Genomic DNA, 24161 nt, shown 5'->3' on the forward strand with positions numbered 1-24161 from the left:
GAGGTGGGTTCCAGCCTTATTGCTCGCTTCTGGGCCGACGGGTCATGGTCACATAATCGAAATATCCAGCCGCCGGGGGCTCTTCGCCACGAATCTCGGCCATGACCTCTTCCATCCGGTTGCGCAGGCGGACACAGAGGGCATGCACGGACTGCTTGGGGGGTTCTGCGCCCCACTGATCCATGTCTTCCAGAAGGTCGGAATAGTCAAGGAGCCGGTCATAGCACATGACCACGTTCTTACGAGGCCAAGGCCACTTGTGGTTGATCGAAGCTGCCCCCCAGGTGATGCTGGGATAGAGGGGAACCATGCGACCCAACTGCCGTGAGGCTTCCAAGGCGATGAATCCGACCCCGGGTTTGAGCGACATGGGCCACTTAAGAGGGTCACGGGTCACGGTCCCCTCCGGCCAGATGGTCAGGGGCCTGCCCGAGGTGATGATATTGATCGACTCCTCCTCAATCGACCTGGCCTTGCCGGACTTGCGTTCTACCGGCTGCATGCCCACCATGCGAAACCAGCTGCCGATAAGGGGCCAGTGGGCCATCTCGGCCTTGGCCATATAGCGGGGACGACGACCCTGGTGGAAGAGAGCCATCATGGGAATGAAAACGTCGAACTGGGTCACATGGGTGGCTGCGGTAATAAAAGGCCCGGTCTGCGGCACCCGCTCCAACCCCCAGGCATAGACTCGGCAGGAGTCACGCACCACCTGGGAGACCCCCCGCAATAGACGGGTAGTCCCCACGGGGTGCTGACCGTCTATCTCGTCCAAGGCCGGTGTGCGGTGACCAGTGGGATAGTAGCGGGTCGGATCCACCAGTCTGTGCCGCTGGGCCAGTAGGGCCACCTGCTGGTCGGACAGGGCTGGTACCGCAGACCGGGGGGAGGGTTTGCCTTTGGAAGCCATCTATGCCTGCCGAATCAGTCGATCTGCGCGTCCAAGGCCAGTAGCTTGTCGCGGAAGTCCTCGTAACCGCGGTCAATCAAGGAGATGCCGTGGACGGTGGAGGGGCCGGAGGCTGTCAGTGCCGCAATCAGGTGGCTGAAACCGCCACGCAAATCGGGTACATCGATGTCCTGACCAGTCAGCGGGGTGGGTCCGAAGATAACCGCCGAGTGGTTGAAGTTGCGCTGCTGGAAGCGGCAGGGCAGGGATCCCAGGCACTCCTTGTAGAGCTGGATGGTGGCACCCATCTGAATCAGCGGCTTGGTGAAGCCGAAGCGATTCTCATAGACGGTCTCGTGAACGATGGAAAGACCCTTGGCCTGGGTCAGAGCGACTACCAGAGGCTGCTGCCAATCGGTCATGAACCCGGGGTGCACGTCGGTCTCGATGGCCACGGGCCGCAGGTCGCCGCCCGGATGCCAGAAGCGGATGCCGTCGTCGCGCACATCGAACTGGCCGCCGATCTTGCGGAAGACGTTCAGGTAGGTCATCATGTCGGGCTGGTGGGCGCCTTTGACCATGATGTCACCATGGGTGGCCAGGGCGGCAGAAGCCCAGGAGGCAGCCTCGATCCTGTCTGGCAATGAGGTATGGGTGAAGCCTTTCAGAGAGGGCACCCCCTCAATGCGGATGGTACGGTCCACGTCCACTGAGATCTGTGCGCCCATCTTCTGCAGGACCGCCACCAGATCCATGATCTCGGGCTCAGTAGCCGCCCCTGACAGCTCGGTACGCCCCTCGGCCAGGACGGCCGCCAGCAGGGTCTGCTCCGTGGCTCCCACCGAGGGGTAGGGCAGGTGAATCTTGGCTCCGTGCAGGCCGTCGGGCGCCGTGATGTGGATACCGGCTTCATGCTCCTTGTCGACATTGGCCCCCAGCTTGCGCAGGGTCTCCAGATGGAAGTCGATAGGCCTGCTACCGATGCGGCAGCCGCCCAGAACGGGGATGAAAGCCTCTCCCATCCGATGCAGAAGCGGCCCGGAGAAGAGAATGGGAATGCGGGAGGAGCCCGACAGGGTGTCCACATCGGCCACATCAGCCAGCTCTACATGGCGGGCATCAATGGTGACCACGCCCTCCTGCGGACTGACATCCACCTTGACGCCGTGCAGTCTCAGCAGATCCGAGACCACCTGGACATCACGGATTTCAGGCACGTTCTTGAGCACCGAGACATCGGGAGCCAGCAGGGCAGCCACCATGGCCTTGCTGACGAAGTTCTTGGCCCCGCGGACCTGTATGGTGCCATGCAGGGGCCTGCCGCCCACCACATGCAGCACATCATTCTGTGTATTCATCTTGGCCATACATCGGCTTCTTTCTCGTATCCGCTCAGAGCCGGGCTTTGGCGCATCATCGGCCCCTATTTGCAAGTCTGCCACAGGGGGTGTGGGGACACCGTGAATTGTCGCCTCCGGCATAGAGCGTCCACCCAGTCAGATACTGGTCAAGCACCGGTCGAAACGAAGGGGGTCAGCATCGTGAAGCCCATGATCAGCAGCAGCATGATGAAGAACGGGCAGGCCCAGGCACCATAGACGTTCGTATACGTGCGGTTTTCCCGCAGAAAAGCGACGATCCTATGGCGGCCCAAGTAAAGGACCAGCACGGCTGCCAGCATGCCTGCCAACATCATGAGCACGTTGACGTAAGAAGACATATTGTCGCTCATAAACCCGAGCAGGAGTTCCAGCCCGTCGCTGACGACCAGGTTGTTGAACACGTGCAGGGCTATGGACCAGAAGATGGAGTATTCGCAGGCAAGATAGCCCAAGAGCAGACCCATAATGAAAGCAAAGAATCCTTGATCCAGATCGCCGTGGAAGAAGCCGAACATAACAGCGGAGGTGACGATGGCGAAGACGTGGCCGTAGGGCTTCAGCGCGTGCAGGATAGCCCCTCTGAAGACCAGCTCCTCGATGACGGGGGCCAGCAGGCTGACGTAGATGAACATGGGGATAGTACCCGAGGCCTGCTGGATCTGCTCAGTCGTGGTCCAGGACTGCTGCACTCCCAACCGCGCCGTGGTCCAGTCCATGCCTGACTGATACCAGTCCGCCAGGGTCTGCCCGGTCAGCGTCAGTGCAAAGCATCCCAGCAAAACCTGCCAGGTCATGGGGTGCAGATCAGTGTGGAATATGCCCATAGGGCCTGAATCGCAGATCTGCCGCCGCCGCGTGAAGACCAGGAAGCAGAGACCTGTGCAGGCGGCGATCAGGTTGACGATGCCTCCATACTCCTTGTCAGCATGGACGATCACATACATAAATCCCGAGTGGGCAGGCACCGGATCAAACACGGCATTCCACTCCATCTGAGCCAGAACACCGAACAGAAAACCGACGCTGTTGATGATAAGCAGATAGACCAGCAGCAGGGCGGCCTGACGGTTGAGCATCCCCCTGGCCGCACTCATCCATGCGCGATCCGCCATGCCTCGTCTGGGCTTTTGAGTCTGCCCAGTCCCTGACGCGTCGGCTGCCGTCGCTGTCTGCCCCATGTCACCATGCCCTTTCATGATCCTCTGCAGGTTTGGCCATCCGGCACTGACCTCCAGCTGGTCCAAGTCTACGCCACCACTGGCAGCCCCAATACGTCATGCTCTAGAGCAGACCGGGCACGAACTTGAAGACTGTAAGCAGCAGGCAGAGCAGCAAATAGAGCAGGAACCAGGGCTGCCTCCAGGAAGCGTAGGTTCCCTTAGGGGCTCGATAGCGCCGCCGGTAGTCAAACAGACTGGCGCGGTGCAGGAAGAACATGACCAGTCCAGCCAGAACCAAGACCAATGCCACTGCCAAAATCGACATACGAGCAGTTCGTGGAGCGCTCATCAGGTAACGGTTGGGCAGGCCGCTGAAGAGCAGATTGCCGACCACACGGGCTCCAATGGCCCAGACAAGGCCATACTCCAGGGAGCAATACCCCAGTGCCAGCCCCAGCAGGAAGATCCAGAGCCCAGAGACCGGGTCACACTGCAACAGTGCGCAGAGCAGGGATGCGGTCAGGATGGCAAAGACTCTGCCGAACCGGCGCAGCCCGTTGAGGATGATGCCACGGAAAACCAGCTCCTCAGCCAGAGGAACCGCCAAGAGGGCATACACGGCCATCATCGGCGAGGAAGTGCCGGTGACCAGCAGACTGCGCGAGGCCAGGGAGGGGATGTGCAGAAGCAGACAGAAGTGGTTGAAGAACTTGTTCAGTCCATGGACCGTTCCTTGGCCCAGCAGAAGCACCGCTACAAGGGCCAGCAGAGCCGCCAGCGTCATTCTTCTATCTGTTCGCCAATGGACAGCGTCCTGTCCTCGCTGCTCCTTACCTCGAATAACGCTCCACTCTGAAATACAGGCATAGGCCAGCGCCAGCAGGACCGACAGGAGAGTATTCCCATCGGACATGAAGACAATGGCTCTCGGATCCTTGACCCGCTCCATGATGACCGGCAGGATCATCCCCGAACCGACCATGAGCATCAGAACGGATATGGCAAGGTAGACAAAGGCGAAGGCGGCCTGGCCGTTGACGGCGTGGAGAACCCCCGAACTGGCCCTGTAGGAGACGGGCTTGCCAGAGGGTGCCGATTTGGTGGCCGTCTGTGGTTTCGTCTTGGCTTGAACCTGGGCCTTGGCTGCTGCCGAAGCATTCGGCGTGCCCTCGTCCAGCTTGCTTGAGACGCCAACGTGCTGCGCGGCTGGAGCCGATGTATTCGCTGCCTTGGCGGAATCAGACGGAGCGGGTTGGGCACCGACGGATTGAACTTCACCTACTGTCTGGACGGCCTGCACAGGCTGAACGGCATGATCCGCCTGAGCGGCCGGAGTCCTCGGTGATGACGAAACAGTCCGGCCGCCTGTACTGATGCCGCCGACCTCGGCCAGCTGATCAACTACCCGTGGGGTCGAACAGACCTGGCGCCCCTGATGTTTGGCGCCACTGGCAACGGATTGTGCAGCTGCGACGTTCTGACCTGAAGCTGATGAACCAGCGATAAGCGAGTCCCAGTCGGCATTTGAGCGGCGAACGACGACCGGCCGATCAGTGAACACCACTGGGGTCGGAGACTGCTGAACATACACTTTGGCAGGTGCGGAAGCCTCTGTATTCTGCTTGACAGACAGCGAATCCGCCGAAACGGCAACCGGAGACGCCCCAGCCGTAGCCGTCGGCTTGGACTCAGCCGGTTCGGCGGACGAAGAACCGGGGGCAGATGCTGTTGAAACGGCAGAACCTGTAGCCTTGGTTGGCGAGGCAGGAACAGATGTGGCAAGAGACGAAGCCTTGGCGGTAGGGGCTTTGGGCTTGCCTGCATGGGTTTTTGCTGCCGGCTTGCGGCCTTTGCCCATATTCCAGGAGAAAACCGGAGCATCGCTGACCTCCGGCTTGGTCCAGGACCAGACAACTTTGGCTGCAGAATGATCCTGCTGCTTCGAGGCCTTCGTAGCTTTGGGGGCCTCCAGATCACGGCGAATAACCACGCGCCGGGGTACAGACCCCTCGCCGGCCCCCTTCTCTCCGTGCTCGTCGGCAGACAGGTCCGTCGGAGGAAATGCTGGAACAGCCGGTTGACTGGCCATAGTGACCGATGTCAAAAAATCATCGGATCCAGGAAGCACCGAGGGTCGTTCACCGACAGGCATAGTCCCCGTGTGCCCACGATGGCCAGCCCCTTCAGCGCCCGGAAGCACAATCTTTCTATGGGCAATCCGTCCCGGGTAGGCCAGGCCATCATCCACGGCCTGGCCCGGCAGGCTGAGCGGCGGCAGATCGATGGACCCCTCCTGGTAGTCCCAGTGGCGGGCGTAGTCCTTGCCGGCGGTATGGGTTGCGGTCACGAGGGCAAGAGAGGAACGCGAAGCCTTCCAGCGCCCCTGCTCATCTTGGACATCGGCAGACTCGCCGCCGCTGTCGTGATCCTCATCATCCCTCATCCGTCGATGATCCTTCCCCTTCATGCACTACCGTACGACCCTCAAGGGCGTCCAGCGACACGAACCTTTCCCCGCATTCATATCATGACACTACATATCAGAGTCTAGCCCGACCTCGCCCTTCCTCGACAGAATCCCGACAATGAGCCGGTACCATGGACTGTCCGGTCAGGCCAGCCCCGGTACGAATTCGCTCAGGGCCATCAGCAGGCACGCCAGGCAGAAGAGCAGGAACCAGGGTGCACTCCAGGAAGCGTAGATTCCCTTGGCAGCGCGATTGCTGCGGCAGTAATCACGCAGAGCCCTAATCTTGAACAGCAGCCCGACGACACCGATCAGCAGTACCAGGATCATGAGCAGGCCTAGGCCGATGCGAACCACCTCGGGTGCCAGGGGCATGTACTTGGCCAGCAGACCTGAAGAGAAGGCATTGTTGAGCATGTGCACCAGCAGGGACCAGACCAGCCCGTACTCCATGGCCAAATAGCCCAGAACCAGGCCGGAAATGAAACCAAACAGACCCTGGACCAAGGAGCCATGCATGAAGCCGAAAAGCAAGGAAGAGGTAATAATGGCGAAGACCCGACCAAAGCGGCGCAAGCCGTTCATGATGACCCCGCGAAAGACCAGTTCCTCAGCAAAAGGTCCCAAAAGAATGGCATAGAAGAGCATGATCGGCGTTTCCATGCCGCCGTCATCAGGTGCGGTCGGCGGATGCAGCCCAGTACCCGACAGAATAGCGCCCAGTCCAGAGTCGGCCGCACTGGCCACCAGTTGACTGAGGAAGAAGCAGGCCAGGGCGATGATCAGCGCCAACAGGCTGAATCGGCGGGCGGTAACCCAACGCACCTGGTCCTGGCCATGCCGTTCATGGCCTACAATGACCGGCCATTGACTGAGCAAGGCAAACAGCAGGGCCAACACTACAGAGATAACCACTGTCCAGTCCGACAAAGGACCGTTGAGTTGCGCTTTGGAAGCATGCGGGAAGAGAGCAGGCAGAACAACCTTGCCTCCCAAAAGGCCTACCAGGGTCTCGATGGCCACGTAGATGAAGGCAAAAGCACTTAGGGCATTCACTGCCCGTCTAACGCCCCAGTCGTGCACATCGCCGCTGCTGTGCCTCATGATAACCGCCCCTCTTCGTTTACTAACCGGTCACAGTCGATCAATGACTGTCACTTTCCATGGTAAGCGAAAAAGGGGCGGAGGACTTTCATATCAGGGCGCACGGCCCGTCGGTCAGATGATGCCGCGATCAGCCAGGGGCCCAGGCCAATCGATTTGGCCCTCTCTGGCTGAAGTGACCGGCTCTTCGGGCATATGCTGTGCCGGCAGGGTACGCGGCTTGAAGGGGAAGCGCTCAGCCCTCATGCGCTCATAGGCACGGATGTCATCCTCGTGCTGCAGGGTCAGATCGATGTCATCGTAGCCGTTCATGAGCCGCCATCGCACGTAGTCGTCCACTTGGAATGGCAGAGTCACATCCGCGCAAGTGACCGTACGAGCGCCCAGGTCCACAGTCATCTCGGTGCCAGGATCCTCCTCCAGGAGCTTCCAGAGCAACTCCACTGATTCCTGGGGCATGATGGCGGCCAGAACCCCGTTCTTGGCGGTGTTCCCATAGAAGATGTCCGCGAAGCGTGGGGAAATGACCACGCGGAATCCATAGTCCCGCAGAGCCCAGACCGCATGCTCACGCGAGGATCCGATGCCGAAGTCCGGCCCGGCCACCAGGATGCGAGCACCTGAATATTCAGGCCTGTTGAGCACGAAATTCGGATCCCTTCGCCATGCATAGAAGAGCGCATCCTCGAAGCCCGTCTTCTTCACCCGCTTCAGGAATACGGCGGGGATGATCTGATCGGTGTCGACGTTGGAGCGGCGCAAGGGCACTCCAACCCCGGTTACAACGGAAAGTGGCTCCATGATGACCTCCTGCCTGCTGGATGGCGATTACGAATGATTGATGGGCTTACAGATCGGCCGGCGAACAGATGGTTCCCCTGATGGCGGTGGCAGCGGCCACCTCGGGCGAGGCCAGATGCGTCCTGCCGCCCTTGCCCTGACGACCCTGGAAGTTGCGGTTGGATGTGGAAATGGAACGCTCCCCCGGCACCAGCTGGTCGGGATTCATCCCCAGGCACATGGAGCAGCCTGCGTTGCGCCATTCGGCTCCGAAGTCCTCGAAGATGCGATCCAGCCCTTCCTTCTCGGCCTGAATACGAACTCGCGAAGAGGCCGGCACCACCAGGACGCGATGCAGGTTCTTGGCCTTGTGGTGTCCCTTCATGATGGCCGCTGCTGCGCGCAGATCCTCGATGCGCCCATTGGTGCAGGAACCGATGAAGACGGTGTCCACGGCGATGTCACGAATGGGCATCCCAGGCTTCAGACCCATGTAGTCGATGGCATCCTGAGCTGCCTGACGCTTGGCCGGGTCGGCGATCTTTTCTGGCACAGGCACATCAGCCCCTATGGGCAGGCCCTGTCCGGGGTTGGTTCCCCAGGTCACGTAGGGGGTCAGCTGGTCGGCATCCAGGATGACCTCCTTGTCGAAGACCGCATCCGGATCAGTGGGAAGGGTCCGCCAGTATTCCAAGGCCTGATCCCACATGGCCCCCTTAGGAGCGTGCGGACGGCCCTCCAGGTAAGCGAAGGTGGTCTCGTCCGGCGCGATCATCCCGGCCCTCGCCCCGGCCTCGATGGACATGTTGCAAATGGTCATGCGCGCATCCATGGACATGCGCCGAATGGCATCGCCCCGGTACTCCAGAACGTGCCCTTGGCCGCCGCCAGTGCCGATCTTGGCGATGACGGCCAGGATGACGTCCTTGGCGCCCACACCGGGCTTGAGCTGGCCGCGGACGGTGATGGCCATGGTCTTGAAAGGCTTCAGGCTCAGGGTCTGGGTGGCCAGAACATGCTCCACCTCGGAGGTTCCGATGCCGAAAGCCAGGGCGCCAAAGGCCCCGTGGGTCGAGGTGTGCGAATCGCCGCAGACGATGGTCATGCCGGGCTGGGTCAGTCCCAGGACGGGCGCAAAAGCATGCACGATGCCCTGGTCCGCATCCCCCAATGGATGCAGACGGACGCCGAACTCGCGGCAATTGCGCTCCAGGGTGGAGATCTGCAGGGCCGAAACCTTGTCGGCGATGGGCCGATCGATGTCGATGGTGGGGGTGTTGTGGTCCTCAGTGGCGATGACCTGGTCCAGGTGACGGATCTTTCGGCCTGCCAATCGTAGTCCCTCGAAGGCCTGTGGACTTGTCACCTCGTGCATAAGCTGCAGATCGATGTAGATCAGATCGGGCTCGCCTCCCTGGCCCTTTCTGACCAAATGATCGGCCCAGACCTTTTCCGCCATTGTGCGTCCCATATCGCCTCCTGAAAACCTACGACCGGCCGGGGCGCCAACCTCATCGGCACCCCGCCGGCCTCTTACCACCGAGTATGGAACTGCCCAACCGTTATGAACTTTTGCATTTCATATACTGAGATGGCATAATTCAACCATGGACACACCTTCTATGAACGACGACGACAGATACCCCTCCGTAAACGATCAGAACATGCATCAGGAGGAGATTCATTCGGGCGTCGGCGTTCTGGACAAGACGGTGCGAATTCTGGACACCTTGGAGACCGGACCCATGACCCTGGGCCAGCTGGTCAACGCCACCGGGTTGGCTCGACCCACGGCCCACCGACTGGCCATCGCCTTGGAGCGCCACCGCTTCGTTCTGCGGGACGCGCATGGTCGCTTCGTCCTGGGCTCCCGTTTCGCCGAACTGGCTGCTGCCGCCGGCGAGGATCGACTGCTGACCGCGTCGGGGCCCATTTTGCATACACTGCTCAACCGTTCGGGCGAGTCGGCTCAGATTTTCCGCCGCCAGGGCGAGGTCCGGGTCTGCATCGCCGCAGTGGAACGCGCCTCCGGCTTGCGCGACTCCATCCCTGTCGGCGCCCTGCTGTCCATGGAGGCCGGGTCGGCTGCACAGATTCTGCTGGCCTGGGAGGAACCTGAGCGCCTCCACCAAGGCCTGCGACACGCCAAGTTCAACGCAGCGACCCTGGCCACGGTCCGCAAGCGCGGCTGGGCCGAGTCCATCAACGAGCGCGAGGAGGGCGTCTGTTCCATCTCCGCCCCCATCCGCAACGGATCGGGGCAGGTCATGGCCGCCATATCCATTTCTGGACCGGTCAACCGCATGTCCACCACGCCTGGAAGGCGCTACGCCCCCCTGGTCATGGCCGCCGGCAAATATCTGACCGAAGCCCTGTTGCGAGCCTCATCCCCTGCCCGTCGCAGGGTCTGAGCAGTAATCCCGATTCTTATCGCCGCCGGGAGGATCCCCAGGAGGCTATCAGCCCTGCCAGGGCCGTCAGGCCGCCCGCCAAAAACCCAGGCCGACGCAAGAGGTTGACCGCGTCCCCGGTAGAGGTGGGCACATGACTCATGGCGAAAGTGTAGACCTTGTGGGATCCGGGCCGCCCCACCAACTGCCCAAACTCCAGAAGCTGGGTGCGAGGATGATGGGGATGGCGGATGTCGAATTCAAAGAGCCGGGCCGCCCGCTTGCTGGGCACCGGACCGTAGGAACCGAATCCGCATGTGGGCGTGGCCCCCAGAGTCAAATCCCCGCTGCGTCCCACGAAACCGTTGCGATGGTCATGCCCGGCGAAGAGAGCAAAATAGCCCCGTTTCCGGGTCAGCAGGTCATACTCGCCGCTGTCCTCGTCAGGACAGGAGACACCCTCGCCCAGGTAGGAGCCCGGGCAGGTGCGCGACTCGTCCAGGATGTAGCAACGGGAGTCGAAGCTTCGGTAGCCCTGGACCGCATAGGCCGTGGTGGCCGGCACCGGCTTGAGCAGATCATAGAACTGGGGAATGGGCATGTGCTGGAAGACCATGGATCGGTTGCCCAGAAGATCAGGAGCGGCCGCCAGGAAGTCCAGGGCCTGGGCCGAAGGTGAGCCATAGCCGCCTGCACGGGCATAGTCGCCAGAGTCCAACAGAACCAGACCCATGACCACCCCGTGACCGTCGCAATCCGCCACAGGCAGGGCGAAAGTGCCCGGAGCACAGACGAATGCGGTCTGGGAGGGCAGGGCCGATCCGATCAGCGCATGAACCCGATCAGGATGGGCGACCGTAGCCTCCGGGTTCAGGCAGCCGGGCACCTCCCGATAGATGGCATCCATCTGATCGGTGTCCAGGCCGCACTGGAAGTCGTGGTTGCCATAGGTGACGACAAAGGGAATCCCGCGTTCAACCAGTGGGCCCGTGATCAGGCCAACGGTTCTGCGAACCAGATCCTCGGTGTGCTTGATGTTCTGCCGACGTACACGCTCGGCATCCCTACGGTCTGGTTCACGACGGTCCGCAGGAACTTGGCCATCCTGGGTCTTGGATGAGCGCTTCAGGGAGGCTCCTCCGAGCCCCAGGGCGCCGCCCATGCTCAGACCAGCAGAGTAGATGCCGTCCAGGGGGGTGCTCCAACGCCTCTTACGGAAGGTGCGCTCGTAGGCCGTGTCGTAACCGGCCACCTGGTTGCCCGAGAAGACCACCAGATCAGGCTTTGCCGCATCACATGCCGCGGCTATGAGCCTGATTGTGTCCGGAGAGACCTTAGGGCCCTCCTGGACGTCGGCCAGCTGCAGAAGTCTGAACTTGCCCGAGTAATGGAACTGAAGTCGCCCCAGCCTGGCTGAAACGGACAGCGGTCGATCATGCTCTCCCTCGCCGCCTTGTGGGGAGACCTGATCCGCGTGGTAATGCTGACTCATACGTCTAGCCTACTTCACCCGGTTTCGCTCCCAGGTCGTTCTGTGCAGCCCTATTACGAATGGGATTCCGACCACAGCGTCCTCACAGCACGGCGACGGCCTAATGTTAGCTTGACCACAGTGATTACGGCGACAGCCAGGACCAGGCCGACAATCTTCAGGCGTGGCCCCGGTCTTGCTATATTGGATACGTTGCGGTTCTTAACGAGATAGAGGGAGCGTACCTCCATGGCAGAAGGACAAGAGCTCCTGTTGCGCAAGGATCTTGAACGGGTTGTCGACCGTCTGCACCAGGAGCGTACCCATGTGGCTCCCTATCAAGAGGATTACCGTCGACTGCTGGACAACCATGGCAAGATGATCCGTGCTGCCATGGTGATCCTCTTTGCCCGTGCCGGAGCACGAACCGGAGGGCGTCTGGACGACACTGTCATCACCGGCGCCGCCGCCATCGAGATGCTTCATCTGGCTACCTTGGTCCACGATGACGTTCTGGACAATGCCCCCATCCGCCGCAACAAGCCCACGATCCACACCATCCGGGGCAACAAGGCCGCAATCTATCTAGGAGATCTGATCCTTTCACGCTATATGGAGATCATGGCCTCCATCGCCCCTGACACAGCCTTTATCCGCGAGCAGGCCGGCACGGTCTGCGAGATCGTAGGCGGCGAACTCTACCAAGAGTCAGACCGCCACCACACACATACAACCATTAACGACTACGACCGAGCCATCTCCGGCAAGACCGCAGCCCTCTTCCGCCTTGCCTGCCTGACTGGGATTCGCCTTGATGACCAGCCGACTGACCCCGCCTTGGAGCAGACCGCCAGAGACTTCGGCGGCAATCTAGGCATGGCCTTCCAGATCATCGATGACATCAACGACTTCGATCTGGATCGCGACACCGGCAAGCCCAAGCTGGAGGATATTCGCGACGGGATTTACACTCTGCCGGTTCTGCTGGGGTTCCAGGAGGACGAAAACTTCAGAGCCTTAGTCCAGCAGGACGATCCCGACCGTGTGGTCGACTATCTCAGAGCCCACCCACAGCTGATGGAGAGCAGCCGGCAAACCGCCAAGGACTATTTAAAACGGGCTTCAGACAGCCTGGAGGATTCCCACATCGACAAAGGCGTGCGCGACCTGTTGCAGCGGATCACAGTTAAGCTGACCGCCCAAGTCTGACCGAACATGAACGAGTGAGGCCAGTCCTGTATCAGGCATATGCCGAACCTGCATTACATCCGTCGCTTCATGCTCGGCATTGCTCTCTTTTCTGAATCTCACCGCTGTCCGCCGCTGATGGAAAAACCTTAGGACAGCAAATCCCCCGTTCCGAACCATGCAGTCCGAAGCGGGGGATTTACCGAAGGGGAAGGAAGTGTTTAAGGTCAGTCGGGCATCAGGCCAGGGCTACCCGGGCCGGTGCGCCATGCACCTTGGCAGGCTGTGGCCCATTGCCGTCATCCGGCTTGTAGAAGGGTCCCTGATGCAGGGTCCTCCTGGTGTAGAAGACCATGACTCCGCCCAGAACCAGGAAGAGCAGGAAGTAGACAATGCAAGTGAAGAGCAGGTTCGGCACCGTGCTGGTGGGCGAAACCCCATCGGCAATGGTCTGATAACCGTAAACCAGCCATGGATAACGTCCAAGCTCAGTCACCAGCCAGCCACTGGTCGTCGCAGCGAAGGGGGCGAAGGTGAAGATGCCCATAATCCAGAGCTTCCAACGCGAGGTGAACAGGGTGTTCTTCTTCTTACGTGTGAACCAGAGCACCAATGCTGATATCAAGGCAAAGGCAAACCCAATTCCGACCATCAGGCGGAAGACCCAGAATAGGGTGGTGACAGGCACATAGTAGTTCATGTCCTTGCCAAACTTGGCGTCGTACTTCTCGTGCAGCTCCTTGTTGACGGTGTTCATGCCCTTGACGGCGCCTGTCTTCTTACCGTAAGCCAGCTGTGACATGGCTCCGGGAATCTCGACGGATCCCTCGATCTTATGGTCCTTCTCATTGATCAGAGCCACGGCATTCCAAGGGGCGGGATCACCCGTGTCCTCGTAGATGGCCTCGGTGGCGGCCAGTTTCATAGGCTGATCGGTCACGATGAACTTGCCCTGCAGATCGCCGTAGGTGATCACGCAGATTGAGCCGATAAGCCCAATCAGAGCGGCCAGACGAATGGACTTGGTGAACAGGTTGACCTTGGCCTGCTTCTCGGAGTCAGCTTCGACAGCGGCCACGGCCTGGTCCTTGTTCCCCATGTGCATCCTCAGCAGGCTGAAAGCGCTGCAGCCCATGACCACGAAGGCCCCTGTGCAGACAGCGGCGAAGAAGACGTGGGGGAACTCAATCCACAGCTGGGGATTGGATACGACGTCACCAAAATTGCGCAACCGAACATGGCCGGTGGCCTGGTTGATCTCAAATCCAACCGGATGCTGCATGAAGCTATTGGCAGCCAGAATCCAGATGGCCGACATGGAGGAACCCAGGAAGGTCAGCCAGATGAAGACCGCATGCACGGCCGGCTTGAAACGGTTCCAGGTGAACATCCACACACCGATGAAAGTTGATTCCAGGAAGAATGCCACCAGGGCCTCGATTGCCAGGGGGGCTCCGAAGATGTCACCCATGAACCTGGAGTAATTGGACCAGTTCATGCCGAACTGGAACTCCTGGATGATACCGGTAACCACACCGACCGCAAAGGAGAGCAGGAAGATCTTGGACCAGAACATGGTCATCTTCTTGTAGACATCCTTCTTGGTCACCACATAGATAGTCTCCATGATGGCGACCGCCAGGGCCAGACCGATGGTCATAGGGACATAGAAGAAGTGGAATATCGTCGTCATGGCGAACTGGAATCTTGACAATCCCAATACAGTGAACATCGTTCCTCCCAATCTCTGCAGGGTTCGTCGGGCGCGGGTACACGGGTCGAATCCGGACGGATTCAGATATGACCGGGCTTGTGCCTACAAGAACCTTTCAGCTCTCCCCGACTTCGCGACCTGGTCGCTTCCGCGGGCTCCGGTTTCCATACCGCCCAGTCCATGAACTGACGGCGCACGGTGACCGGCCGGGAAGCCATCCGACAAGATCGGCGACCCGACAACCGTGCAAAATTCATTGCTCGGGAAACAGCCTGATGGTCATTCAACAGGGTTCCGTCCATCTGAATCTGACTGCTTCTTTGAGTATATCCCTTGACCGGCACCCTTGTCCACGTCCGAGACGTCCATGCGATAAAGTTCACGAAAACGGGCGTTTTCACGGTACAGATCGACCGGACGCCCCTGCATGGCGATGTGCCCGTCCTGCATAAAGATGACCTGGTCGGCCTCCTCCAGCCCCTGAAGGTGGTGAGTCACCCAAAGAAGTGTGCGATCCTGGCTGACCTTGAAGATCATGGCCATGAGCCGCCGCTCGGTTATGGGATCCAGACCGATGGTGGGCTCGTCCAGAAGGATGATCGGGGTGCGCTTGAGCACGATCCTGGCCAGGGCCAGACGCTGGCGCTGCCCGCCTGAGAGTCGGCCGCCGGCCTCATCAACCGGCGTGTCTATTCCTTGGGGCATGTCAGCCACGACCTGATCCAGCTGTACAGCCTTCAAGGCTTGGCGAACCTGATCGTCATCGGCCTGAGGGGCACCCAGACGCACATTGGAGGCAATGGTGGTGTTGAAGAGGAATGCCTGTTGGTTCAGGTAGCCGAAAAGCTCAGGACGCTGATCCTGCAAGGCATCGACCGGTATTCCATTGATCAGGATGCGGCCACTGGTTGGGCGCAGGTCGCCTAAGAGCAGCTGAAGGACAGTCGTCTTGCCTTCGCCGCTGGGACCGAGCAGGGCCACCCGCTGCCCACCTTCAATCCTCAGGCTGAAGTCGTCCAGCAGCAGGGGGTCATCAGGGCCGTAGGAGAAGCTGACATGGTCGAAGACAATGGACTTGATCGGCCCCTCCAACCTGGTCTGGGCACTTGGCTCAATCCGCCGGGACTCGACCCGCTCGGTCAGATCATTCAGGTGATCCAGTGAGTCTGTGTAGAGGGGAACCTCAGCCACAGCCTGGGAGACCACGATGAAGCAGTCGACCAGGGGGAAAACCGCCAGGACCACGGCTGCCGCGAAGTCTGCAATGGAGGTAGAGCTGGTCATACGCAAATCCGCTCCAACAATCAAAGCCACCACCATGAGGGCGAAAATCATCTGGATGCCGCAGTTGCGCCAACGTTCGAACCGCTTCTGCTCTCTGCGGCCGGCGGCGATGTCGTTGAAGTCGCCGGACGCTGTATCCACGAAGCGCCGCCGACGGTGGGTGATCACCCAATCCCCCAAGCCCATGTAGCTCTCGGTCACTGCAGTGTACTGGTCCTGCCGCCGCGCCTTCTCCATGTCGTAACGCCCGTCTGAATAAGCTAGCGAGACCAGCGGTACCAGAATCAGGATCAGGGCGAAAAGCAGGAAAAGCAGGAGCGAGGTCAGCCAGGAGAAGACGCCTACGGCGATGGTGACCACCACCCACATCATGTAGGCCACGACCGTGGGGAAAATGGTGCGCAGGTAGAAGTTCTCCAGATGGTCCAGGTCGTCCGAAAGCATGCCCAGGACCGTGCCCGTGCGCTCATGCTCGTTCAGGAAGGCCGCGTCCTGCGAGAGGGTGCGGTAGAGCTGAACCCGCAGCTTGGAAACCACTCGGAGCACCCAGTCATGGCTCTTGATGCGTTCCAGATACTTGAATGTGGGCCGTCCAATGCCGAAGGCCCTGGTCAGAACCACCGGCACGTATACGGCGAAGATATTGAAGGGATGACGGGCCGACCTGCTGATCAGGAAGCCCGAGGTGAACATAAGCCCGGCCGCGCACACGAAGGTGATGGTTCCCAGGAAGAAGATCAGGGCAAGCAGCCCCTTGTTCTGACGCAGGTAGGGCCAGAACCAATGGTCCCGGTGCCAGATATGCATATAGCCCGACAGACCGCGGCCGCGGCGGGAGGCCTTCGACGATCCCATGCCGTCTCTTCCGGCGGTTTCAGTCCTGCTGGTAGTCGGCAATCTGGTTCCCTCCCATCTCATCGATCAGCGCATCCAAGGGTCCGCCCTGACCGATCAGCTCATGCGGATCGCCCTGGGCCACAATTCGCCCACGCTCCAACATGATCACCCAATCCATGTTGGCCAGCCAGTGCAACCGGTGGGTGGCCAGGACGACCAGATGCCCGTCCATAATGGGCAGCAAAGTCTGCTTCAGGTCGTATTCCGTCTCAATGTCCAGGTGGGCTGTGGGCTCGTCAAAGAACAGAATCTCGCGTGAGGGATCCAGGATGCCCCTGGCCAAGGCGATTCGCTGGGCCTGACCGCCGCTGATGCCACGGTTGCCCTCTCCGATTTGGGTGCCCAGACCGTCTGGCAATGTTTTGAGCCAGGCGGTCAGTCCAGCCCGATGGGCTGCACGGGCCACGGCGGCATCGTCCGCCTCTAGGTTGTAAAAGCGGATGTTGTCGGCCACAGTGCCGTGGAAGATGAAGGGGTTCTGGGGAATGTAGCTGATGTGCCGCTGCCAGGCAGCCACGTTGCAGTGCTCCAGCTGATGACCATCCAGGTCGATGGTGCCTGCCTTGGGCTGGTCAAAACCCGCCAGCAGATTCATCAGCGTAGACTTGCCGGCTCCCGAACGACCGACAACTGCCACCTTGGAAAAACCGTGCAGGTCGAAGTGAAGACCGCTCAGGGCCAGAGGCTGCTCCTCCGAACTCCCGTCGGACCCACTGAGCTGTGAATCTGCAGCAGCTTTGGCTACAGTTCCCTGCGATACTGTGGAATCGGACTGTGCCGAGGCCGGCCGCATGTTACCGTCTTGAGCCTTGGATGCCTTGGGCTTGCGGCTCTTCTTGCTGGTCTTTTGACTCTCGGACTTGGCCATGGCATCCATCTGCGCCCCGGCCGAGGCATTGCTCTCCACCGGCTTGGGACCAGGATAGGCGAAGTCGATTCCTTCCAGACGCAGGTGGCTGTCTTCCTTCCACCCGGGCCAGTCCAGTTCCTCCAAACGCTTGGGCTCTGGCTGGTCCAGCATATCCGCGATGTCGTCCAAGGCGTTCTTGCCGTTCAGCGTGGCGTGGAAGTCGTCGCCGAACTGGCGGATGGGCATGAAGTACTCAGGAGCCAGAATCAGGGCCAGGAGGGCTGGGAACAGTTCCACCTTGGCGTTGATTAGGTTGTTGCCCAGGAAGACGGCCATGATGGCTATAGCCAAGGTGGCAAAGAAGTCCAGAGCAAAGGTGGATGTCATGGCCACCCTGATAACGCTCATGGTCCTCTTGCGGAAGCGGTCCGAGACCGAATAGATCTCGTCCTCGTACTCCTTGTCAATGCCCAGCATCTTCAGAGTCGGCAGGCCCAGAACCGTATCCATGAACCTGGTGTTGAGCTTGCGGAACTGAGCGTACTGCCGACTGGAGCGATCCCTGGCTGCCAGGCCCAGGATGACCATGAAGAAGATAAGCAGGGGCAGCATGAGCAGCAGGATGAGGCCGGAACCTGCATCCTGGGTCCAGACCACCACCAGGACGATCAGGGGAATGAAGATGAGATCCATCATCTTCGGCAGGACTGTCAGCACGTAGGTGCGCACCTGATCAAGACCGTCCACCAGCATGGTGACAGCTGAGCCCGTGCCTCGCCGAGCCAGAGCTGATGGTCCCAGTGAAAAGACCTTATCCTGAATATGGGGGCGAAGCTCAGCCACGATGGCATCGGCACGGTCGGTGGCGATACGATCCTTGGCCACGTCGCAGAGCTGTCGACAGGTGTAGGCGGCCAGAAAAATCAGCACTGGCACCACCAGAACATTCAGGTTCTGAAGGTGCCAAATACGCACCAGAGCCAGGGTCAACCCATAGGCCTGAGCCACCACACCTATTCCCTGGACCAGGGACAGGGCAGCCAGCAGGCCCAAGGTGGACCGGACTCCGTCGAAACGGAAGAGATTTTTGTCAATCAATGCATTATCCTCCGGATGCGCTCCGGTCCTGCCAGCACTGCCCCCCTGCCTCCTTTAACTTTCAGACGGTCTCAGCCACGGTGGCCGAAGGGGCCACAGGCGAGGTCTGGTGGGCGCCATCGGTGTCCAGCCGCTTGCGCTGGATGAAGTAGCTCCAGATGAAGTAGGCCAGCATGATGGGCAGGAAGATGCACAGCACCACGGTCATGATCTTCATGGTCAGCGGTGAAGCCGAGGCATCCTGGATCAGCAGGTTGTAGGCCGGATCATCAGAGATCATCACACGCGGGAAGAGCCCGTTGAAGATAAAGGCGATGATGGCCATCAGGGTGATGCCCGAGCAAGTGAAGGCGTAGCCGCCGTGCTTCTTGAAGACGGCGACGTGGCCTCCAATGACGGATGCCAGGATGATTACGGTAATCAGCCAGGTGGACAGGGGGCGTGCCTTGTAGAAGTCGGTGTTGAAGATGGCCAGGAGCACGAAGACGACCAGGGCCGGATAGGCGATCCAGTAGGCCTTCTCGCTCACGTTGAGCATCCGGCGGGAATCCATGACACCCAGCTTCAGGCTCAGGAAGTGCAGGCCATGAACGAAGCTGAAGAAGACGACAGCAATGCCGCCGACCACGGACAGCCAGTTGAACACATCGAAGAACCCGGGCCAGGCATCGCCGTTCTTATCCATGGGGATGCCCTGGATCAGGCTGGTCAGCATCATGCCCAGGAAGAATGGCGCGAAGAGCGAGCCGATGAAGTTGGCCCACTGCCAGACACCACGCTCACGGCTGGTCAGTGCGTGAGAGGCGAACTCGAATGAAACGCCACGCAGAATCAGAGAGACCAGCACCAGGAAGAGCAGGATGTAATACCCCGAGAAGAGGGAGGCGTACCAGAGCGGGAAAGCGGCGAACATAGCGCCGCCGGCAGTGATCAGCCAGACCTCGTTGCCATCCCAGTGGGGACCAATGGCCCTCATGAATGTGGCGCGCTCATCACCGTCGCGGGCCACGAACCTGGTAGCCATGCCAACGCCGAAGTCGAACCCTTCAAGCAGAAGGAATCCCGCAAAAAGCAGGCCGATGACAAAGAACCACAAACCTTGTAGAAAACTCATGCTAATGCCACTCTCCTCTCGCTCCTGCCGATCCGCGCACTGGCACGGGGGCCTCCGCAATCCTGGCGGAGGCCAAGGTCGGCCACAGTTTCCGCCGGAACGAGGAGGAGCAGGAGGTAGTCAATGATGTCGATGAACACAGAGCCGATGGACGTCGTCTCCCAGAACGATCCAATCCGAGGCCGAATAGGGACGAACATACGCCGCGTTCTCATGACCTGAATCATGTCCGTCCTCATCTCCCTCGTTGTCCAGCCCCTTGCGTTCATTGAGACGCTGGTTCAGTTGCTCTCCAACATGGTACGCACGTCGGCCAGCTCCAGGACCGACCGCTCGTTGACGATCCACTTCAGTACCGAGACCACCTTGCCCTTGAGCTTCAGCGTGCCCATTCGGTCGATTTCGGCAACCCCGTCATGGGGACCGAGAGAGCACACGGTCCCTAGGCTTCGGAAAGTGAACCGCTGGGGCTCCTGCCCCCGCATTCTGGCAAGGACATTCGCGGCCGCGGTATCAGCCTGGGCCATCGAAATCTGTGCAGTGGTTGGGTAGAGCCGACCGGATTGAGGATCGGGAACGGCACTGACATCACCCACCAGGAATTCCTCTGGATGCTGCTCGACCGATAGGTCATCCCTGACCACTACACGGTTACGCTTCTGATTATACCCGGAATCGGCAATAACGTGGCTGCCACGCACACCCGTTGTCCAAATGATCGTATGGGCCTTGAACTCCTGGTCATTGGAGATCACGGCATCCTGCCTGACCTCGGTGATGGGAGTCGAGGTGTGGAAGTTGACTCCGCGCTTGCGCAGGAAATCCACAGCCCAGTCGACCAGGTCCTGGCTGAACATGGGCAGAATCTTGGGCGAGGCCTCTATGCAGTCCACCTTGACCTGATCCATGGGGAAGCCCAGACGCTTTGAGAGCTGAGGCAACCGGTAGACCAGCTCGCCCAGGTACTCGATGCTGGTGAAACCTGCACCGCAGACCACAATGCTCAGATCCAGCGGATCATGGCTGGTCTGGTATCGGGCCAGCGTCTGTTCCAGCTTCTTGCGGGCCGCCAGAGCGGTGTCCACATCAACGAGCGGCCATCCGTATTCATCGGCACCCTTGATGCCGAAGGTCTCGGACTCGAAGCCCAGGGCGTTGACCAGGTAATCATAGGACAGGGGATCGTGATGCTCCAGGCTGACCCGGCGGTTGTCCTGATCGATGTCGACCACCTTGTCGACGATCAGCTCCACCGAATCGGGCAGGGACTTGCGCAGGTCGAAGACCACATCCGCCGGCTCCTTGGTCCCAGCCGCAACCTGGTGCAGCTGGGTGGACTCGTAGTGGTACTCGTTCTGATTGACCAGGACTATATGGGCATCAGTTTTTGCATGATCCAGCTTCTTGACCACGCGAAGACCCGCATAACCAGCTCCCAACACCATGATTGTCGTCATAATCACACACCTCTACCGAAAAAATCGTACAATGATTCATATACCGGGTGATGTTGCCCGATCAGCCGATGATTGGGTTCATCACTCAAGCTTCTATGCTCAAAGTATCAGATTCCATCATCGGAAACTCTGACATAGCAGTCCGCCGAGCCTCCTCTTTTTGTTTGCTTGCTCACACCGTGAGCAACTCTCGTGGATACCGCCGGCCGCCGCTTTGCAAACCAGAAGCATTCCTGGAATCCATGGTAATGCGTAAATAGGAAGAGCGGAACACCGTGTCGATGTTCCGCTCCTCGGGACTCCATGTCTCTATCGCTGGGGTACCTGGACTCGAACCAAGAATGGATGAACCAGAATCACCTGTGTTGCCAATTACACCATACCCCAATTGGCTGTGCGACAATCGCTTGGACGGTTGCCACATGTCGTACCCCCGACCGGATTTGGACCGGTGTTGGCGCCGTGAGAGGGCGTAGTCCTAGACCGCTAGACGACGGGGGCTTCACTTTTCGCCGCGTACGAACCCGGTTCAGCAGGTCAGTAGCACAACAAAAAAGAAATATACCCGCTCAGAGGTTTTGACGCAAGTTGGTCATCCTTCGGAGTGTTGTGTTTTTGCCCAGGATTTCCAGGGACTCGAACAGGGGCGGCGAGACCCGCCTTCCCGAGACCGCCACCCTAACCGGGCCGAAGGCCAGACGGGGCTTATAGCCGCCCTCATCTACCAGTGCCTGAGTAAGCAGGTCGTGCAGGTGGTTGGTCTTCCAGTCCTGGTCCGGCACATCCTGCAGGGCGGCAATAGCCAGGTCAAGGACCTGTCCAGCCGAGTCCTTGAGCTGTTTGCGGGCATCCGGCTCAGGCTCCAGGTACTCCTCTTGGCTGAGCAGACTGCCCACCATGCCGGACACCTCCCCCAGCAGGCGCACACGAGGCTGGACCAGAGGGGCGGCAGCGGTCAGAATTCGCTGCTCACGATCACTCAGGTCCTGCCAGTGCTCGGCACTCACCAGTCCGTCGCGCTTGAGGTAGGGCAGGGACCGGTTCAGGAAGTCCTGCGGTTCCAACATACGGATGTGCTCGGCATTGATGGCTACGGCCTTGTCGATGTCAAAGTGGGCCGGATTGGCCTTCACGTCGCGGATGTCGAAGTGCTTGATCATCTCATCCATGGAGAAGACATCGCGGTCGGGTCCGATGGACCAGCCCAGCAGGGCCAGATAGTTGAGCAGCCCTTCGGGAATGAAGCCGTGCTCCCGGTGCAGGAAGAGGTTGGACTCGGGGTCGCGCTTGGAAAGCTTCTTCTTGCCCTGGCCCATGACGTAGGGCAGGTGCCCGAACAGGGGCATAGCCCGGGCTATGCCCAGCTTCATCAGGTACCGGTAGAGGACGATCTGTCGGGGGGTGGAGCTGAGCAGATCCTCGCCGCGCAGAACCACGTTGATGCGCATCAGGGCATCATCCACCGGGTTTGTCAGAGTATAGAGGGGATCGCCGTTGGGGCGCACGATCACATAATCAGGCACGGATCCGGCCTTGAACTCGATATGCCCGCGAATCAGATCATCGAAGGCGATATCCTCGTCGGGCATGCGGACGCGCAGGGCGGGCCGCCTACCCTGATCGCGGAAGGCCTGGCGCTGTTGGTCGCTCAGGTCGCGGTCGTACCCGTCATAGCCGAAAGCGGCCGGACGGCCAGCGGCCAGGTTGCGCTCCTTGATCTCCTCAGCGGTGGAGTAGGACTCGTAGGCGTAGCCGGCATCTAGCAGCTGCCGGGCCACATCGTGGTAAATATCGCCGCGCTCGGACTGCCGGTAGGGGCCGTCCGGGCCGCCGACTTCAACACCCTCATCCCAGTCCAGACCCAGCCACTTGAGGGCCTCCAGGATCTGCTGGTAGCTCTCCTCACTGTCGCGCTGGGCATCGGTGTCTTCAATGCGGAAGACGAAGGTGCCATGGGAGTGCCGGGCCTGGGCCCAGTTGAAGAGTGCGGTTCGGACCATGCCTACATGTGGGGTGCCGGTCGGCGAGGGGCAGAAGCGGACCCTCAGATCCTTGGGCAGGTCGGGTTTGGCGTCGTGATCATGCTCATCAGTCATGACACCCATTGTGCCCCGGCAAGGCGACGTAGACCAATTCAGAGCATGAGCCGGCATCAGCCTCGCTGCTGCTCTTGCTGCCGGTCCTTGCTGTAGGTCTCCGGAATGAACCTGGTCTGGTCATGCAGCTTGGGCCAGATGACCACCCGGCCCTGCTCCAAGGACCGTGGCACGTCGATGATCCGCTGGTTGTCCGAGCCCCGGAACTGGAGCAGGCTGTTCTTCCGGTTCTCCAAGTAGCGTCCGTCCACCAGCACATCAAGGTAGGAGATCAGCTGGGCCTTGTCCGGGGTCTCCCCCGGCCGGTTCAGCTCCTCCCAGGTGTAGCCGGTCCAGCACCAGATATCCTTCTCATGACCGAACTCGCGCCGGATTCGTTCCGAAAGGCCAAGCAGCATGGGGGTGTTGAGCAGAGGCTCCCCGCCCAGGTAGGTGATGCCCTGCACATAGGACAGCGACAGGTCCTTGATGATCTGGTCCTCAAGCTGCTGGGTGTAGGGGTGCCCGGCGCCGAAGTCCCAGATGGAGGCGTTGTAGCATCCCTGGCAGCGGAAGGGGCAACCACTGACGTAGAGGGAGCAGCGAATCCCCTCGCCGTCGGTCATGACCAGACGTTTGTAGTCCGCCACGATTCCCCGACTGAGGCGGCGACCGTCCCACTGGCCGGCCTTGGGATTGTTGGTCAGCGCAGAGGGAACCCCCGGACCGCGCCCCTGCTCATCAGCAGCGAAGTCACGGTGGCTGCCTGTCTTTCTCATGGCTCCCTGTTTGTCCGTCATCTGGTCCTCCTCATGACAATGGCGGGCCACAAACTACCCGG

Annotated in this window: 17 protein-coding genes and 2 tRNA genes; 2 read left to right on the top strand and 17 right to left on the bottom strand. The window is 60.1% G+C overall.

Annotated elements, in window-relative coordinates:
* Window positions 1-16: 16 nt before the first annotated feature.
* The 7 genes from H3T93_RS07355 to leuC form a co-directional block, all read right to left on the bottom strand.
* Window positions 17-910, bottom strand: a complete 894-nt coding sequence (locus H3T93_RS07355) for a lysophospholipid acyltransferase family protein (protein WP_144178101.1) — start codon at window positions 908-910, stop codon at window positions 17-19.
* Between the two features lie 14 nt (window positions 911-924).
* Window positions 925-2247 carry a UDP-N-acetylglucosamine 1-carboxyvinyltransferase gene (murA, locus tag H3T93_RS07360; RefSeq protein WP_144178268.1) on the bottom strand — a complete coding sequence of 441 codons (1323 nt, stop codon included), beginning with the start codon at window positions 2245-2247 and terminating at the stop codon, window positions 925-927.
* 149 nt (window positions 2248-2396) lie between these two features.
* Window positions 2397-3449, bottom strand: coding sequence for a CPBP family intramembrane glutamic endopeptidase (locus H3T93_RS07365; protein ID WP_186363965.1), 1053 nt, complete (start codon window positions 3447-3449; stop codon window positions 2397-2399).
* Between the two features lie 103 nt (window positions 3450-3552).
* Window positions 3553-5874 (bottom strand): CPBP family intramembrane glutamic endopeptidase, encoded by a 2322-nt coding sequence (locus tag H3T93_RS07370; protein WP_186363966.1) that lies wholly within the window; start codon window positions 5872-5874, stop codon window positions 3553-3555.
* A gap of 168 nt (window positions 5875-6042) precedes the next feature.
* On the bottom strand, window positions 6043-7002 hold the full coding sequence (locus H3T93_RS07375) for a CPBP family intramembrane glutamic endopeptidase (RefSeq protein WP_144178107.1): 960 nt from the start codon (window positions 7000-7002) through the stop codon (window positions 6043-6045).
* Between the two features lie 114 nt (window positions 7003-7116).
* Window positions 7117-7803, bottom strand: coding sequence for a 3-isopropylmalate dehydratase small subunit (gene leuD, locus H3T93_RS07380; protein WP_046322421.1), 687 nt, complete (start codon window positions 7801-7803; stop codon window positions 7117-7119).
* A gap of 46 nt (window positions 7804-7849) precedes the next feature.
* A complete protein-coding gene (leuC, locus tag H3T93_RS07385) occupies window positions 7850-9253 on the bottom strand; it encodes a 3-isopropylmalate dehydratase large subunit (protein WP_144178109.1) in 1404 nt (467 codons plus the stop codon).
* A gap of 151 nt (window positions 9254-9404) precedes the next feature.
* Here leuC and H3T93_RS07390 point away from each other — a divergent pair, with 151 nt between their 5' ends.
* Entirely contained in the window at window positions 9405-10193 is a 789-nt protein-coding gene (locus H3T93_RS07390) for an IclR family transcriptional regulator (RefSeq protein WP_046322418.1), read from the top strand.
* A 16-nt stretch (window positions 10194-10209) separates the two neighbouring features.
* Here H3T93_RS07390 and H3T93_RS07395 read toward each other — a convergent pair whose 3' ends face one another.
* On the bottom strand, window positions 10210-11664 hold the full coding sequence (locus H3T93_RS07395) for a serine/threonine protein phosphatase (RefSeq protein ID WP_144178111.1): 1455 nt from the start codon (window positions 11662-11664) through the stop codon (window positions 10210-10212).
* Window positions 11665-11892: 228 nt separating this feature from the next.
* Between H3T93_RS07395 and H3T93_RS07400 the strand changes: the two genes are divergently transcribed.
* A complete protein-coding gene (locus H3T93_RS07400; RefSeq protein WP_144178112.1) occupies window positions 11893-12852 on the top strand; it encodes a polyprenyl synthetase family protein in 960 nt (319 codons plus the stop codon).
* Between the two features lie 217 nt (window positions 12853-13069).
* Here the strand turns inward: H3T93_RS07400 and H3T93_RS07405 are convergent, their stop codons facing one another.
* The 9 genes from H3T93_RS07405 to nrdG form a co-directional block, all read right to left on the bottom strand.
* On the bottom strand, window positions 13070-14563 hold the full coding sequence (locus H3T93_RS07405; RefSeq protein ID WP_046322412.1) for a cytochrome ubiquinol oxidase subunit I: 1494 nt from the start codon (window positions 14561-14563) through the stop codon (window positions 13070-13072).
* A gap of 261 nt (window positions 14564-14824) precedes the next feature.
* Window positions 14825-16684: a thiol reductant ABC exporter subunit CydC gene (gene cydC / locus H3T93_RS07410; RefSeq protein WP_144178114.1), complete on the bottom strand. Its 1860-nt coding sequence runs from the start codon at window positions 16682-16684 to the stop codon at window positions 14825-14827.
* Window positions 16685-16703: 19 nt separating this feature from the next.
* Window positions 16704-18674 (bottom strand): ABC transporter ATP-binding protein/permease, encoded by a 1971-nt coding sequence (locus H3T93_RS07415; RefSeq protein WP_232348755.1) that lies wholly within the window; start codon window positions 18672-18674, stop codon window positions 16704-16706.
* Window positions 18675-18735: 61 nt separating this feature from the next.
* Window positions 18736-19788, bottom strand: coding sequence for a cytochrome d ubiquinol oxidase subunit II (cydB, locus tag H3T93_RS07420; RefSeq protein ID WP_144178116.1), 1053 nt, complete (start codon window positions 19786-19788; stop codon window positions 18736-18738).
* A 281-nt stretch (window positions 19789-20069) separates the two neighbouring features.
* A complete protein-coding gene (locus H3T93_RS07425) occupies window positions 20070-21245 on the bottom strand; it encodes an NAD(P)/FAD-dependent oxidoreductase (RefSeq protein WP_144178118.1) in 1176 nt (391 codons plus the stop codon).
* 315 nt (window positions 21246-21560) lie between these two features.
* A tRNA-Gln gene (locus H3T93_RS07430) sits at window positions 21561-21632 on the bottom strand.
* Window positions 21633-21673: 41 nt separating this feature from the next.
* A tRNA-Glu gene (locus tag H3T93_RS07435) sits at window positions 21674-21746 on the bottom strand.
* Window positions 21747-21814: 68 nt separating this feature from the next.
* Window positions 21815-23341, bottom strand: coding sequence for a glutamate--tRNA ligase (gene gltX / locus H3T93_RS07440; protein ID WP_144178120.1), 1527 nt, complete (start codon window positions 23339-23341; stop codon window positions 21815-21817).
* A 56-nt stretch (window positions 23342-23397) separates the two neighbouring features.
* Entirely contained in the window at window positions 23398-24120 is a 723-nt protein-coding gene (gene nrdG, locus H3T93_RS07445; protein WP_144178122.1) for an anaerobic ribonucleoside-triphosphate reductase activating protein, read from the bottom strand.
* Window positions 24121-24161 lie beyond the last annotated feature (41 nt).

This window comes from Bifidobacterium sp. M0404 (genome assembly GCF_016101415.1).
In the GTDB taxonomy this organism is placed as follows: domain Bacteria; phylum Actinomycetota; class Actinomycetes; order Actinomycetales; family Bifidobacteriaceae; genus Bombiscardovia; species Bombiscardovia polysaccharolytica.

What these genes read in the sequence shown, in the direction of transcription:
- H3T93_RS07370 (WP_186363966.1), bottom strand. Translation starts at nt 5,874, where the DNA reads ATGAGGGATGATGAGGATCACGACAGCGGCGGCGAGTCTGCCGATGTC.
- H3T93_RS07375 (WP_144178107.1), bottom strand. Translation starts at nt 7,002, where the DNA reads ATGAGGCACAGCAGCGGCGATGTGCACGACTGGGGCGTTAGACGGGCA.
- nrdG (WP_144178122.1), bottom strand. Translation starts at nt 24,120, where the DNA reads ATGACGGACAAACAGGGAGCCATGAGAAAGACAGGCAGCCACCGTGAC.
- H3T93_RS07355 (WP_144178101.1), bottom strand. Translation starts at nt 910, where the DNA reads ATGGCTTCCAAAGGCAAACCCTCCCCCCGGTCTGCGGTACCAGCCCTG.
- H3T93_RS07405 (WP_046322412.1), bottom strand. Translation starts at nt 14,563, where the DNA reads ATGTTCACTGTATTGGGATTGTCAAGATTCCAGTTCGCCATGACGACG.
- cydC (WP_144178114.1), bottom strand. Translation starts at nt 16,684, where the DNA reads ATGGGATCGTCGAAGGCCTCCCGCCGCGGCCGCGGTCTGTCGGGCTAT.
- H3T93_RS07365 (WP_186363965.1), bottom strand. Translation starts at nt 3,449, where the DNA reads ATGGGGCAGACAGCGACGGCAGCCGACGCGTCAGGGACTGGGCAGACT.
- H3T93_RS07390 (WP_046322418.1), top strand. Translation starts at nt 9,405, where the DNA reads ATGAACGACGACGACAGATACCCCTCCGTAAACGATCAGAACATGCAT.
- H3T93_RS07400 (WP_144178112.1), top strand. Translation starts at nt 11,893, where the DNA reads ATGGCAGAAGGACAAGAGCTCCTGTTGCGCAAGGATCTTGAACGGGTT.
- gltX (WP_144178120.1), bottom strand. Translation starts at nt 23,341, where the DNA reads ATGACTGATGAGCATGATCACGACGCCAAACCCGACCTGCCCAAGGAT.
- H3T93_RS07395 (WP_144178111.1), bottom strand. Translation starts at nt 11,664, where the DNA reads ATGAGTCAGCATTACCACGCGGATCAGGTCTCCCCACAAGGCGGCGAG.
- murA (WP_144178268.1), bottom strand. Translation starts at nt 2,247, where the DNA reads ATGAATACACAGAATGATGTGCTGCATGTGGTGGGCGGCAGGCCCCTG.
- cydB (WP_144178116.1), bottom strand. Translation starts at nt 19,788, where the DNA reads ATGAGTTTTCTACAAGGTTTGTGGTTCTTTGTCATCGGCCTGCTTTTT.
- H3T93_RS07425 (WP_144178118.1), bottom strand. Translation starts at nt 21,245, where the DNA reads ATGACGACAATCATGGTGTTGGGAGCTGGTTATGCGGGTCTTCGCGTG.
- leuD (WP_046322421.1), bottom strand. Translation starts at nt 7,803, where the DNA reads ATGGAGCCACTTTCCGTTGTAACCGGGGTTGGAGTGCCCTTGCGCCGC.
- leuC (WP_144178109.1), bottom strand. Translation starts at nt 9,253, where the DNA reads ATGGGACGCACAATGGCGGAAAAGGTCTGGGCCGATCATTTGGTCAGA.